Origin of the sequence: Mesorhizobium sp. M2A.F.Ca.ET.039.01.1.1 (assembly GCF_003998035.1) — a bacterium.
Classification (GTDB): domain Bacteria; phylum Pseudomonadota; class Alphaproteobacteria; order Rhizobiales; family Rhizobiaceae; genus Mesorhizobium.
On sequence record NZ_RZRY01000020.1, the window covers coordinates 15,479 to 28,938 of the forward strand.

The window sequence follows — 13,460 nt, forward strand, 5'->3', positions numbered from 1 at the left end:
AGGAGGCGACGCCGGCGAGGGGAGAGGGGCAAGCCACCAGTGCTGCAATTCGTGTTGAGCGGGGTAGCGATAGGATCGATCTACGGTCTGATCGGCATGGCGCTCGCGATCTCGTTCTACGTCACCCGCATCATCAATTTCGCGCAGGGCCAGCTGATGATGGTGACCGTCATGGTCACCGCCGAGCTCGCCTCCTCCGGCTATCCGGTCTGGCTGGCCGCGCTTGCCGGCCTGGCGTGCTCGTGCATCGTCGGCATCCTGTCCTATGTCATCGCGGTGCGGCCGATCCTTTTGTCGAACCGCTTCAGCTTCGGCTGGCTGGTGTCGACGCTAGGCTTCGCAGTGATCGTCGAAAATGCGGCCGCCTATATCTGGGGCCCGACGTCGCAGGCTTTTCCGCCGATCCTCAACGGCATCAGCCTGCCGATCGGCGGCGCGGTGCTGACTGCCCAGCAGCTTCTCGCCATCGTCACCGCCGCGGTGCTTGCCGCCGGCTTCGAGATCGTGCGGCGCTATACGCTGTTCGGCAAGCTCGGCATGGCGACGGCAGCCGATCCCGAGATGGCATCGGCCATCGGCGCCAACACAGCAATCGTCGCGATCGTCGCCTTCACGGTCTCCGCCGTTTACGCGGGGATCGCGGGCCTGCTCATCGGACCTTCGACCTTCGCCAATCCCTATCTCGGCGATACGTTCGGGACCTACGGCTTCATAGCCATGATGATCGGAGGCGGCACCGAGCGGCCGATAGCGGCGATGTTCGGCGGCGTGCTGCTCGGCGTCTGCGCCGAAGGCGCCAACGCGCTGATCAATTCACAGGCCTCGGACTGGTTCCCCTTCATCGTGCTCGTGCTGATCCTGATCGTCTCGCCCAAAGGCCTGTTCAGCACCAGCAATCCACTGTTTCGCCCGCGCCGAGCGGCCATGACGCGCGGCTGAGGTGAGCATGGCCCCTGCATTCGATACTCAGTCGGGCGCCGCCGCTCCAAGGCTTCGCATCGGCCGCTGGCGCGCCGCCGGGCTGGCCGCTGCCCTGATCGCCTATCTAGCGGCCACCGCCTATGTCGCCCAAACCGACCTCGGCCTGCAGAGCCTACTGCTGGTGGCCGCTGTCTTCGGCATCCTTGCGATCAGCCTCGACCTCGTGGCCGGGATGCTCGGCCTGTATTCGCTGGGCCAAGGCGGCTTTTTCGGAATCGGCGCCTACGCGACGACGATCCTTGCCAACGACTATGGCTGGAACGTCTTCGGCCTGCTCATGCTGGTCCTGGCGGCAACGGGCTTGATCGGCATGGCCGTGGGCGCAATGTCGCTTAGGGTCAGCGGCCTCTACTTCGCCATCACCACCTTCATCTTCACGCTGGTGCTGACGGTCCTGGCGACCGACATGGTCACCGTCACCGGCGGCCTACAGGGACTGCTCGGCCCGGCCTTTCCGGATTTCCCGGCAAGCCTGGAATGGCTCGGCACACCTTTGGTGTGGTGCATCATGCTGGCGCTGCTCGCCTGCCTCGGCCTGGTCTGGAATATTCGCCATTCGCCGCTCTACCCGATCCTGCTTTCGATCCGCGACGCCGAGCCGTTCGCTGAGGCCGCCGGCGCGCGCACGGCGGCGATCAAGGTCGGCGTCTTCGGCGTCTCGGCCGCGATGGCCGGAGGGGCAGGCTGGCTCTTCTCGTTCCTCGGCGTCGTCTCTCCCAGCCAGTTCGACTGGTCGGTGTCGCTGAACGTGCTTGTGATGGTGCTGATCGGCGGCATCAACACAAGCATCGGTCCGGTCGTCGGCGCCATGTTCGTCTCGATGTTCCCGAATGTCGTCAACATCAATCCCTGGCTGCAGGAGATCGTCTACGGAGCGCTCTCGATCCTGGCGATCACGCTGTTGCCCGACGGTGTCGTCGGCATTGCGCGGCGCGCGCTTGCACGGCGCGCCGGCGGGACAGCCCAGGTGGCAGATGCCGCCGCGGCCGAAGCCTTGACTGCCCCGCCCGCTATTGCGCCCTCGTACGCTTCGCCAAAAGACTCCGAGGTCATCGTGGAGTGCCGGGGCATCGAATTCGGCTACGGGCTCGGCCCGAAGGTCCTGCGCAATATCGACCTGGTCGTCCGCCGCGGCCATATCCATGGCCTGATCGGCCCGAACGGCTCGGGAAAGAGCACGCTGGCCAATGTGATATCTGGCCGCCTGACGCCGCATGCCGGGGAAGTCCTACTCAAGGGTACACGCGTCGACGGCATGCCGGCGAGCAGCCGCTCGCGGCTGGGACTGCGGCGCACCTTCCAGGCCGCGCAGTTGGTCAAGGAACTGACGCCGACGCAGAACGTCATGGTCGGGCTCTTCGATCGCGTGCCGCGCATCGTCCGCCGCGCGCCGCTCTGGCCGATGCTTGCCTCCGGCCGGCGCGACCTCGCGGCCATGCAACGCCGTGCCAGCGAGGCTCTCAGCCTCGTCGGCGCCGGCGACTGGACGGCGAGGCAGGTAGCAGACGTCCCGCACGGCATCGAGCAGCTGACGCAGCTCGCCTCGGTCTGCGTGGCCGGGCCGGACATCATCGTGCTCGACGAGCCGGCGACCGGACTGTCCGCCGAGGAGGTCAGGCATCTGGCCGCGATCCTAGCCAGTCTGAAGACTCAGGGCGTGACGATGATCATCATCGAGCACCAGACGCGCTTCCTGTTCCCGCTCTGCGACCGCGTGACCGTGCTCAACGCCGGCGAAGTGATCCTCACCGGCCCCGCCGATGAAGTGCGTGCCGACCCGGTGGTCAGACAGGTGTATCTCGGCGAATGAGCGAACAGCCCACCCTCGAAATCAACTCGTTAAGCGCCGGCTATGGCCGCTTCGACGTCGTGCGCGACGTGGCGCTGAGCGTCAGCAAGGGCGAGGCCGTCGCCTTGCTAGGACCGAACGGCGCCGGCAAGACAACAGTGCTGCGCGCCATCATGGGCCTCGTCAAGCAGCGGCGCGGCCTGATCCGCATCGGCGGCACCGATGTCTCGGCGCTCCCCACCCACCGCATCGCCCGCGGGTTGGCCGCGATCGCGCCGGAGGGGCGCCGCCTGTTCCTCGACCAGTCAGTCGAGGACAATCTGCTACTCGGTGCCCTGCATCTGCGCCATGACCGGGCGCGCACCCAGACATTGCTCGCGTCTGTCTACGACCTCTTTCCTGTCCTCAAGGCCTATCGCCAGCGGCTGTCGTCATTCCTCAGCGGCGGCGAGCAGCAGATGGTCGCGATCGGCCGCATGCTGATGAGCGACCCCGAGATCATGCTGCTCGACGAACCGTCGGTGGCGCTTTCTCCCGTTGCCGTCGACATCGTGGTCAAGGCGATGCTGGAGTTGCGCCAACGCGGCGCCTCGCTGCTTCTTGTCGAGCAGCGCACCGACGTCGCAACCCGGGTCTGCGACCGGCTCTACGTCATGACGCATGGCGAGATCGTCGACGAGATGAAGCCGGAGACGATCCGCTCCGGCGGCATGTCGATCCTCAACAAATATCTCGGCTGACGCCTGAAACCGTCTCGAGCGGTGACGCCTCTCACGCCGAGGCGGCGTAGCGCCGCGCGAGCGCCGACATGCCGACGGCGAGAACCAGGATCCCGCCCTTGAAGATCGGCTGGAAATGGGTGGGCGCGCCGAAGATGCTGAGCCCGTTGAAGCCGACCGCCAGGATCAGCACGCCGACCAGCGTTCCGGTAATGTGGAACTCGCCCTCGCGCAAGGTGGCGGACCCGAGGAACACCGCGGCAAAGGCGTCGAGCAGGTAGCCGTCGGCGGCGGCCAGCGTGCCGCTGCCGAGCAGCGACGAGAGCAGCGTGCCGGTGAGTGCGGCGCAGAAGCCGGCGGTGGCGAAGGCGAAGATCTTGATGCGGTCGACGCGAATGCCGGACAGCCTCGCCGCCTCCATGTTGCTGCCCACGGCCTGCATCTTCTGGCCGATGTCGGTCTTGTTGAGCACGGTCCAGAGCGCCAGCAGCACCACGACCATGATGATCACCGGGTTGGGCAGACCGAAGACGATGCGGCCGAGCGAGATGTCGGTGAAGGCGCGCGGGATGCCGGTGGCGATCGGAAAGGCGCTGTAGGTGAAGCCGATGCCGGTCAGCATCGTGCCGATGCCAAGGGTCGAGATCACCGCGTTGATCCGGACCTTGGTCACCAGCAGGCCGTTGAGGATGCCGATGCCGGCGCCGAGGGCGAGCGCGCAGATGATGCTCAGCCAGATTGGAAAGCCTTCATAGGCCATCAGGCCGGTGACGATGAGGCCGACGAAGCTTGCCACATAGCCGATGCTGAGATCGAACTCGCCGACTACAAGCGTATAAGTCAAGCCGCTGGCAATGATCGCGGTGAGCGAAGCCTGGCTCAGGATGTTGAGGAAATTGGCGCGCGACAGGAAAACGCCAGGCGCGTTGATGGAGAAGAACAACACCATCAAGAGCAGCCCGATGATCGTTCCGTAGCGCGACAGGCCGATCAGTGCGGTCCGCTTCCACGAGGACCTGCGGGCCTGCGGCGCTTCCTTTGCCACGGGGACAGTCTCGGCCGTCATGCCGCTTCTCCTTGATCGTCATGCGCGTCGTGATAACTGAGCTCGATGATGTGCGCTTCGGTGATGTCGGCGCCGGTGAGTTCGCCGGTGATGCGGCCCTCGCGCATCACCAGGACGCGGTCGGCCAGCAAAGTGAGTTCCTCGACGTCGGAGGAGATCACCAGGATGCCGACGCCGGAGCGGGCAAGCGCGCGGATCGCGTCATGTATCTCCTCGCGCGCGCCGACATCGACGCCCCGCGACGGCTCATCGAGGATTAAAAGTCTGGTGCCGGCATTCAGCCAGCGCGCGATCAACGCCTTCTGCTGATTGCCGCCGGAAAGGCCGGCGATCCTGGCCGTCACGCTCGGCGTCTTGATGCCGAGATGGGCGACAAGGCTTTCCGCCTGCCGCCGGCCCTTGGCGTCGGAAAGGAACGGAAGACCGGGCACGCTGCGCAGCAGCTTCAGTGTTGAGATGTTGATGTTGAAAGCTACAGATTGCTGCAGCATCACCCCTTGCGAGCGGCGCTCCTCAGGCACCAGGGCGATTCCTGTCTCGACCGCCTCGGACGGGTTGGCGACATTGAGCCGCTTGCCGTCCAGTTCGAAATGGCCGGCCTCGGGGCGAGCGAGCCCGGCAACGAGATGAGCGAATTCGGTGCGGCCGGCCCCGACGAGCCCGCCGAGCGCCAGAACCTCCCCCTTGTAGAGATCGAGGCTCACATCCTTCACCGCCTGCTTCCAGGCAATGGAGCGTGCGGAAAAGACCGGCTGCCGGCTGCGGTCGGGGGCAAGGCGGTCGCGCTCATCCGGCGTGCGGATGGCATGGCCGATGATGGCGCGAACCAATCCCTTCTTATCCAGCGCGCCGCGCTCGGCCTGGCTGACGATGCGGCCGTCGCGGAGCACGGTGATCCTGTCGCAAAGCTGCAGCACTTCTTCCAGCCGATGCGACACGTAGAGGATGGCGACGCCCTGGGCGGCGAGATCGCGGATGATGGCGAAGAGCTGCTCGCTTTCCGGCGCGGAGAGCGAGGCTGTCGGCTCGTCCATCGCGATCATGCTGGCGTCGCGGGTAAGCGCCTTGCCGATCATGACCAGCCAGCGCTGGGCGACCGAGAGCTCCGAGACTTTCGTGTCGAGCGGAAACCGGATGCCGACGCGCTCGGCCGCGGCGCGCGCGGCGACGCCCGAGCGCTTCCAGTCGATCATGCCGAACCGCGTCACCTTCGGCGCACCGAGCAGCATGTTCTGCAGGGCGCTGAAATGCGGGATCAGATTGAGTTCCTGATGGATGAAGGCGAGGCCCGCGCGCTCGGACGCCTTCGGCGTGCCCAGCTGAAGCTCATTGCCCGCGATGGTCACGCTGCCCTGGTCCGGACTGGTGACGCCGGCGAGACAGCGGATCAGCGTCGACTTGCCGGCGCCGTTAGCGCCGACAAGGCCGTGCACCCGGCCGCGCTCGATATCGAGATCGGCGCGGTCGAGCGCGAGTTCGCCCGCAAAGGATTTGGTCAGGCCGCGGATGCGCATCCATGCGCCGGCGGCCGAGACGGGCGCCGACACCTAGCCGCTCCGTTTCGCGGAGCGGCTCAGCCTGTATGTCTTACATGCCATTGGGGTGTTCGGCCATGAACTTGTCGACATTGTCCTTGGTCACCACCACGCCGGGGATCTCGATGGTCTTCGGCTGCCATGAATCGCCGGCTTTCATGGAGTCGAGAATGGCCTGGAACACTTCCTTGCCCTCCTGATAGGCGGGCTGCCAGACGGTGGCCGTCATGTCGCCTTCCTTGACCAGTTGCAGGGCCTGGGCGCTGCCGTTGATCGACACTGTCGTCACATCGGTGCGCCCGGCCTGGCGCAGCGCCGCCACGGCGCCCTGCATCGGCTCGTCCCAGCACGACCAGATGGCGAGCGGCGTGTCGCCGCCGGCCGGATGCGCGGTCAGCCAGGCCGCGGCCGTGGCGTTGCCGAACTGGACCTGCCCGGGCGCGACCACTTCGCTGTAATCCACCTTGACGCCCGACTTGCCCTTGACTCCTTCGTCGAAGGCCATGCCGCGGTCGATGCAAAGCTTGCCCGGATGGAAGGTCATGGCCAGGACATTGGCCTTATCGCCGGCCTTCTCCAGGAGATACTTGACCGAATCGTCGCCAACCTGCCGGCCGCTGGTCGTCGCCACGATGCCGGGGACGATCTCGCCACCCCAAGTGCCGACAGGGATATGCGCGTCGCGCGCCGCCGCCAGGCCGGAGCCGATCGAGCTGCTGGCGAAGGCCAGCACGAAGATGGCGTCGACATGCTGGGCCGCGAAGCTGTTCATCGCTGCGTTGGCCTGATCGGCGCTCGCCTGGGTGTCGGTCACCTTGACGTCCCAGCCGGCTGCCTTGGCTGCGTCCGTCGCCCCGCCGATGACCGCGATGTTGAGCGCGTCATTGGCGAGCAGCGCGACGATGCCGAGCGTCTTGTGGTCCTGCGCCTGCACAGCAGTTGAAACGATCATCGTTCCAGCGGTCAGTAAGGCAAGCAAAAGCCTTTTCATCTGGGAATCCTCCTCTCCCGTTGGTGCCGGCCCATGGCGGACCGACCGTTCCCTCTCCTCGGACTCCGACCAGGGGCGCCGGGACACCGGCTTCGCCGTGTCCGTCGGGCACCCCTGCCGGCCGCTTGCATGCACCCCTCCGCTGCGGCTCTCACGAGCCAACATGAGACAGAGGCGCCTGCCGCTTGATCTTGGTACCGGTACCATATGGCAGTTTTAGCAGACCGGCAATAGCCGCCGTCAACCCGCCCGAGAAATTCGCCGTTGCGACATCACATGCGATTTGAAATGGACGAGTTCACGTTGCCAAGCTGATTTTTCTTGTTATCGGTATCAGGCTAGGGCTATGGCTGAGGCGGTCTAAGTGGAGAGCGCCGCGAGCGCGTAACAGCTCGAGCGAGATGGGAACAGACATGAAAGTGACCTATGACTTTTCCGGCAAGAACGTCATCCTGATCGGCGGGACGACCGGCATCGGGCGGGCAACGGCGCTGGCCTTCGCCAAGGCCGGAGCCAATCTCTACGTCTCCGGCATCGGCGCGGACTCCGGAGAAAGCCTCAAGACAGAGGTCAAGCCGCTTGGCGTCGAGATCGAATTCGAGGAAGTCGACGTTCGCGACAGCAAGGCGATGGCGGCCCTGCACAAGCATGCCTTCGAGCGGTTCGGGCGCATCGACATCGCCTTCAACAATGCCGGCGTCCCGGGCAAGACCGCGCCAGTGCACGAGCTCGATGACGAAGATTACGACCTGCTGATGGACGTCAATCTGCGCGGCATCTTCAACGGCCTCAGGCATCAGGTCCCGCACATGACCGCCAAGGGCGGCGGCGCGATCGTCAACACCTCGTCGCTGTTCGGCGTCATCGGCTTCGCCACGACCGCGGTCTATTGCGCCAGCAAGTGGGGCGTGATCGGCCTCACCAACTCGGTGGCGTTGGAAGTCGCGCGCAAGAACATCCGCGTCAACGCCATCGCGCCTGGCTCGGTGATGACGCCGCTGCTGCGCGGCATGTTCGGCAGCGAGCAGAGCGCCAAGGACACGGTGCTGCCGATGATCCCGATGGGCCGCATCAGCGACCCGTCCGAAATCGCGCAGCTGGTGCTTTTCCTGTCATCGGACGCCGCATCCTTCATCACCGGGCAGGCCGTGGTGATCGACGGCGGCGGCTTCGTCGCGGGCGCCGACAAGCTCTGACGCTTTCAAGGCTGGGGCACAGCCCCCAGCCTTGTTCCTCTTCATTCAGGCGACGCAGCTCTTCTCGCCCTTGGCGAGGGCGATCTCCACCACTTGGAGACCTTTGTCCGTCAGTCGCGACGGGAATGTCGTGCGTAGCCGGTCTTCATGCACCGGTATCACCCTGCGCACCTCGCCACCGACCGATTTCAGCATCTCGGCGCTGGAGAAGATCAGATTGTGCTGGCTGCCGACGGCAAGCCCGATGGGCACGATCTGCGGCGCTGCCGGATCGAGCCCGGTCAGGTTGTCGTAGGTGTAGATGAGATCGCCGGCGAAGATCCAGCGATCCTCGCCGGCGCTGGTGCCGTCGTTGCGGACAGTCACATACATGCTGCCATAAGTGTGGGTGTCGGCGGCGAGATGGACGTCGATCCCCGGCAGCACGTTCTCCTGGTCGCCATCGATGCAGATCATGCGACCTTCCTTCGCCGCCTCGACCGCTCGCACGATATCGGCCGGATCGCCGCCGCCGACGAGGAACCGGTATTCCGGCCCGAGCGTGAGCGCCCACACCCATTTGTCCAACTCGCTCTTCTGGACGTAGAATTTGGCGTTGGGGAACAGATGCATGGCGCCCATATGGTCGAAATGGGCATGGGTAATGAAGACGCTGGTCACGTCCTCCGGCTTCACGCCGCATTCGGCGAGGACCGCGCGCGGACCGTGATAGTTCGAGACGCCATAGGCGGTGGCCAGTTGCTCGCCGTAAGCGACATGGTCGTAGCCGGTATCGATCAGGATGGTTTCGCCACCGCCCTTCAGCAGCGCGTAGGCATAGGGAAGCTTGCGCGTGCCCTGGTGCTGCGGCCCGTACATCATGACGCTGAAGGGGAACTTCTCCACCGCCGCGTATTCGAGCACCCAGATCGAGTAGTGTGCCATTCAATCCTCCTGATTGATTAGATGCCTTGCCCGGACAGGCCCGGCGCGTGGACGGCGCAACAGGCCTGTCCGAAATCGATGAGCTCGAAGCCGGGCAACAGGCGCGACGTCGCCCGCAGATGGTCGCTCGTCGCGCGAAGTGCGCGTGTCAGCGTGTCGAACCGTTTGTCCGACCTGTCCTGCGCCCCGCGGCACGCCGTCGCCGCGGCGCAGGCTTCCATGAGCGTCTCGGCCGCACCGCGCATGTGATGGTAGTGGTGCGCGGCCGGCTCTGGCGCCTGCAGGCCGCGAACCGCTTCTGCCGCTTGCATGACGGCCTGTCTTGTTCCAGCCAAAGCGCCCTCGGCCAGCGCCGCCTGGCGGCGCGACGTCAGCAGGAACAGCGCGTAGCCGGACAGTTGGGTCATGGTCTGGCTGATCAATTGCTGCGCGTCACGCGCGGAATCGGCATAGCGCAGCAGCGACTGCTCCGTCACGCCGACGCAGGAATACACGCCCATTGCAATCCTCCACGCCGGCATCGCGGCGTCCTCCTCGCTTGGGCATTACCCGATTTTGATATCGGTAACAACAGAATTGCTGCAACCGGCGCCAACGGCTTGTTTGTTCGATAAGGGAATGATTTGATGCGCCCCGGCCGGACCGAGCGTAACCAAGATGCCCAGGCGATCCTCTCAGAACCAAGAAAGACGCAATGGCAGCGCCAGAATGCGCGACGTAGCGGTTCGCGCCGGTGTCTCCACCATGACCGTCTCGCGGGTCCTGAACGAGCCCGGCAAAGTGTCAGAGGAGATGCGCGAGCGTGTGCTGACGGCGGTCCGCGAGATCGGCTATCTGCCGAACCATCTGGCGGGCAGCTTGTCCTCGAATCGCTCAACGACCATCGGGCTGATCGTTCCAAGCATCGACAACTCGATCTACACGCAGACGATCAAGGGCCTGTCAGAGGTCCTGAAGCGCTCTGGTTTCCAGCTGATGATCGCGGAATCGGGCTATGATCCCAATGAGGAAGAGGAGCTCATCACCGTCTTCCTCAGCCACCGGGTCGGCGGGCTCGTCCTGCACAGCACCGAGCATACGCCACAGGCGATCGAGAAGATCCGCAAGTCGGGCATTCCGGTCGTCGAGAACGGCAACATCCCCAAAGAGCCGCTCGACATGGTCGTAAGCTATTCAAATCGCGATGCTTCTTACGCGATGACCATGCATCTGGGCAGGCTCGGCTATCGCAAGATCGCCTTCGCCAGCCTCTATTCCGTGCATAATGACCGCTCGCAGGACCGCCTCAAGGGATACCTGGCGGCGCTCAAGCAATTGGGTCACGAACCTGATCCGCGCATGGTCCTGGAAACGGGACGCGGCCTTGCCGCTGGCGCCGAAGTAGTCGCGCGGGTAATGCAGAGCGTGCCGGAGGTCGACGCGCTTTTCTGCGCCGGCGAAGTCCTGGCCGTCGGCGCGCTGTTCGAGTGCCAGCGACGCGGCTGGTCAGTACCCGGCCGCATCGCGCTCGCCAGTTTCGACGACGTCGACCTGTTGCGGCATGTCAGCCCCTCCATCACCACCTTGCGGCTGCCGCGCTACGACATAGGCGAGCGGACGGCGCGGATCCTGCTCAGCCGCATCATCGACGGCGCCGATCACCTGCGCGGCAGCGTCGTCGACCTCAAGTTCGAAGTGATCCAGCGCGAGAGCACCTGACCCACCCCGAGCACCGGTATCGCAACACGGCTCCCCGCTTTTCTGCGATTGCATTCTGTTACCGGTACCAATATAAAGTCGAGACCTGCGCAGCAGTCGCCTGCCTGGCGGACTATCGTAGGAATGAGGGGCTTGGCAATGCTCGCAGAATGGCGGAACAGGATTTGAGCTTGTCGAAGGAAGCTGAGAGAGCAGCGCCCTCCACCCGGGCGAAGCCGCTCAACGAATGCACCGCCTTGATCACCGGCTCCACCGCGGGTCTCGGGCAGGCGATGGCTGCAAGGCTTGCAGAGGCCGGTTGCGGCGTAATACTGCACGGTCTGGAAGACGCCGAGCAGATCGAGGCGCAACGCGACGATCTCGCCCGTAAGACGGGCGCCCGTGTTGCCTACCACAAGGCCGATCTCTCGACGCTATCGGGCGTCGAAGGACTGATCAATGCTGCGATGTCGGTGCTCGGTCCGATCGACATCCTCGTCAACAATGCTGTCGTCCGGCACTTCGCTCCGGTCATAGAGTTCCCGACCGAGCAATGGGACCTGGCGCTGGCGGTCAACCTCTCCGCCGCGTTCCACGCCATCCGGCTTCTGCTCCCGAACATGCGCAGCCGGAATTTCGGCCGGATCTTCAACATTACCTCCGTCTACGGCATGCGCGGAACGACCGATCGCGTCGGCTATGTGACAACGAAGTCTGCTATCCTCGGCTTGACCCGCGCCGTGGCGTTGGAGAACCTGGATCGCGACGTGACCTGTCACAGCCTCTGCCCGGGTTCGGTGCTGACGCCCGGCACGGAAGAACGGGTGGAGAGGCTAATGGCCGAGCGCCGCATCGACCGGACGGCGGCCGAGCGGCTCTTCCTCGAGGGCAAGCAGCCGGGCGGCAACTTCGTCTCGGCCGGGAGCATCTCGGACCTGCTCGTCTTCCTGTGCGGGCCGATCGCCCGGGACATGACCGGATCGGTACTGCCGGTCGAAGCAGGCTGGCTGGCAAGTTGAGCTAGGGTCGAAGCAGACCGGCATCGCCTGCGCGAGAGTAATGTCTAGAGGAGCGATCCATGGACGAATTGTACGAAGTCTACGCCATCCGTTACGGCCACCACGACCGCAACGCGGCAGCGAATTTCATCGGCGGCGACCCGCATGACGGGCCGATGCCGCTCGACTATTTCGTCTGGGCGATCGTCGGCAAGTCGCGCACTTTCGTGTTCGATACGGGCTTCGACGCGAAAGTCGCGGACCGGCGCCAGCGAAATCTGCTGCGCCCGGTCGGCGATGGATTGAAGATGATCGGCATCGATCCGGACAAGGTCGAGGACGTCATTATCTCGCATATGCATTTCGACCATGCCGGCAATCACGAGCTGTTCCCGAAGGCTCGCTATCACGTCCAGGACGTGGAGATGGCCTACTGCACGGGACGCTGCATGTGCCACAGCTATCTCAGGCATCCGTTCGACTATGAGGACGTGGCCAGCATGATCGGCAAGCTCTATGCCGGGCGCGTGACCTTCCATGACGGCGTCTCCGAGGTCGCTCCGAACCTCACCGTGCATCGTGTCGGCGGCCACTCAAAGGGCCTGCAGGTGATCCGGGTGAAGACGCAGCGCGGGTGGGTGGTGCTGGGCTCCGACGCATCGCATTTCTACGCCAATTTCGAGCAGAACCGGCCCTTCCCGGTGCTGGAAAGCGCAACCGACATGCTGGACGGCTACGCCACCATGAAGAAGCTCGCCAGCACGCCGAACCACATCATCCCGGGCCACGATCCGCTGGTGCTCGCCCGCTATCCCGCGGCGCTGGCGGGCGTGGACGACATCGTGCGCCTCGACCTCGACCCGATCGCCGGAGCGCCGTGAGCGCCTTTTTGATCGGCGCCCCTGATGGTCGAAAGCCTTGGGGCGTTCGTCGCAAAATCGTATGGAGACGACAATGACTGATCTCAAGCTCGGGCTGGCTGGCGCCGGCAGGATGGGAACGCCGATGGCGAAGCGCCTGATGGCGGCAGGCTATAGCGTGAGCGTCTATGACACCAATGCGGCCGCCGTCGAGGCATTGGCCGCGCAGGGCGCCGGCAAGGCCGCGACACCCGCGGAGCTGGCGAAGCGCTGCGACGTGGTCCTGCTTTCGCTGCCGACGCCGGAGATCGTGCAGGCCGTCTGCCTTGGCCAAGACGGGCTCACCTCCGCCAAGGGCGCGAGCATCGTCATCGACCTCTCGACCACCGGTCCGCGGACGGAGCGCCTTGTCGCGCAAGGCCTCAAGGCGGCCGGCATCTCGCTGGCCGACTGTCCGGTGAGCGGCGGCGTGGGCGGCGCCGAGAAGGGCACGCTGGCGATGATGGCCGCCTGCGACGACGCGACGATGGAAACGATCCGCCCGGTGCTCGAAACGCTAGGCAAGCCGGTCCATGTCGGCCTGGAGCCCGGCATGGGCCAGATGATCAAAGTGATCAACAATTTGATGTCGGTGACGGCTTTGTCGATCGCTTCCGAGGCGCTCGTGCTCGGCACCAAGGCCGGGCTCGATCCGGACGTCATGCTTGAGGTCATCAATTCGGGC

At 64.9% G+C, this 13,460-nt stretch carries 13 protein-coding genes; 8 read left to right on the forward strand and 5 right to left on the reverse strand.

What is annotated here, in order from left to right; all coding sequences use genetic code 11:
* Positions 1-39 precede the first annotated feature (39 nt).
* From EOA24_RS03680 to EOA24_RS03690, 3 genes are read left to right on the forward strand one after another with little or no spacing between them, the layout of a single operon-like run.
* Positions 40-939 (forward strand): branched-chain amino acid ABC transporter permease, encoded by a 900-nt coding sequence (locus EOA24_RS03680; RefSeq protein WP_126081380.1) that lies wholly within the window; start codon positions 40-42, stop codon positions 937-939.
* A 7-nt stretch (positions 940-946) separates the two neighbouring features.
* On the forward strand, positions 947-2,791 hold the full coding sequence (locus tag EOA24_RS03685) for an ATP-binding cassette domain-containing protein (RefSeq protein ID WP_127409590.1): 1,845 nt from the start codon (positions 947-949) through the stop codon (positions 2,789-2,791).
* Positions 2,788-3,510 carry an ABC transporter ATP-binding protein gene (locus EOA24_RS03690; RefSeq protein ID WP_126081378.1) on the forward strand — a complete coding sequence of 241 codons (723 nt, stop codon included), beginning with the start codon at positions 2,788-2,790 and terminating at the stop codon, positions 3,508-3,510. Before EOA24_RS03685 ends, EOA24_RS03690 begins: the two co-directional genes overlap by 4 nt.
* 31 nt (positions 3,511-3,541) lie before the next feature.
* On the opposite strand, the gene EOA24_RS03695 is transcribed toward EOA24_RS03690, so the two are convergent.
* Genes EOA24_RS03695 through EOA24_RS03705 form a run of 3 tightly spaced genes read right to left on the reverse strand, consistent with a single transcriptional unit; the run spans position 3,542 to position 7,081 of the window.
* Entirely contained in the window at positions 3,542-4,555 is a 1,014-nt protein-coding gene (locus EOA24_RS03695; protein ID WP_126081377.1) for an ABC transporter permease, read from the reverse strand.
* Positions 4,552-6,102 (reverse strand): sugar ABC transporter ATP-binding protein, encoded by a 1,551-nt coding sequence (locus tag EOA24_RS03700; protein WP_126081376.1) that lies wholly within the window; start codon positions 6,100-6,102, stop codon positions 4,552-4,554. Before EOA24_RS03700 ends, EOA24_RS03695 begins: the two co-directional genes overlap by 4 nt.
* A 40-nt stretch (positions 6,103-6,142) precedes the next feature.
* Positions 6,143-7,081 carry a sugar ABC transporter substrate-binding protein gene (locus EOA24_RS03705; RefSeq protein ID WP_189343077.1) on the reverse strand — a complete coding sequence of 313 codons (939 nt, stop codon included), beginning with the start codon at positions 7,079-7,081 and terminating at the stop codon, positions 6,143-6,145.
* A gap of 413 nt (positions 7,082-7,494) precedes the next feature.
* On the opposite strand from EOA24_RS03705, the gene EOA24_RS03710 reads away from it, so the two are divergent.
* Positions 7,495-8,277 (forward strand): SDR family NAD(P)-dependent oxidoreductase, encoded by a 783-nt coding sequence (locus EOA24_RS03710; RefSeq protein ID WP_189343076.1) that lies wholly within the window; start codon positions 7,495-7,497, stop codon positions 8,275-8,277.
* A gap of 45 nt (positions 8,278-8,322) precedes the next feature.
* Here the strand turns inward: EOA24_RS03710 and EOA24_RS03715 are convergent, their stop codons facing one another.
* A complete protein-coding gene (locus tag EOA24_RS03715) occupies positions 8,323-9,201 on the reverse strand; it encodes an N-acyl homoserine lactonase family protein (protein WP_126081373.1) in 879 nt (292 codons plus the stop codon).
* Between the two features lie 17 nt (positions 9,202-9,218).
* Entirely contained in the window at positions 9,219-9,701 is a 483-nt protein-coding gene (locus EOA24_RS03720; protein WP_126081372.1) for a hypothetical protein, read from the reverse strand.
* A 208-nt stretch (positions 9,702-9,909) separates the two neighbouring features.
* Between EOA24_RS03720 and EOA24_RS03725 the strand changes: the two genes are divergently transcribed.
* From EOA24_RS03725 to EOA24_RS03740, 4 genes are all read left to right on the forward strand, one after another.
* The gene (locus EOA24_RS03725; RefSeq protein WP_210211604.1) at positions 9,910-10,899 is read left to right on the forward strand and encodes a LacI family DNA-binding transcriptional regulator; all 990 of its coding nucleotides are present in this window, start codon (positions 9,910-9,912) and stop codon (positions 10,897-10,899) included.
* 170 nt (positions 10,900-11,069) lie between these two features.
* Positions 11,070-11,897: an SDR family NAD(P)-dependent oxidoreductase gene (locus tag EOA24_RS03730; RefSeq protein WP_210211603.1), complete on the forward strand. Its 828-nt coding sequence runs from the start codon at positions 11,070-11,072 to the stop codon at positions 11,895-11,897.
* A gap of 59 nt (positions 11,898-11,956) precedes the next feature.
* Positions 11,957-12,757, forward strand: coding sequence for an N-acyl homoserine lactonase family protein (locus EOA24_RS03735; RefSeq protein WP_126081369.1), 801 nt, complete (start codon positions 11,957-11,959; stop codon positions 12,755-12,757).
* A 37-nt stretch (positions 12,758-12,794) separates the two neighbouring features.
* Positions 12,795-13,460 (forward strand): NAD(P)-dependent oxidoreductase (locus tag EOA24_RS03740; RefSeq protein WP_348633064.1); only part of this gene is annotated, 666 nt, incomplete at its 3' end.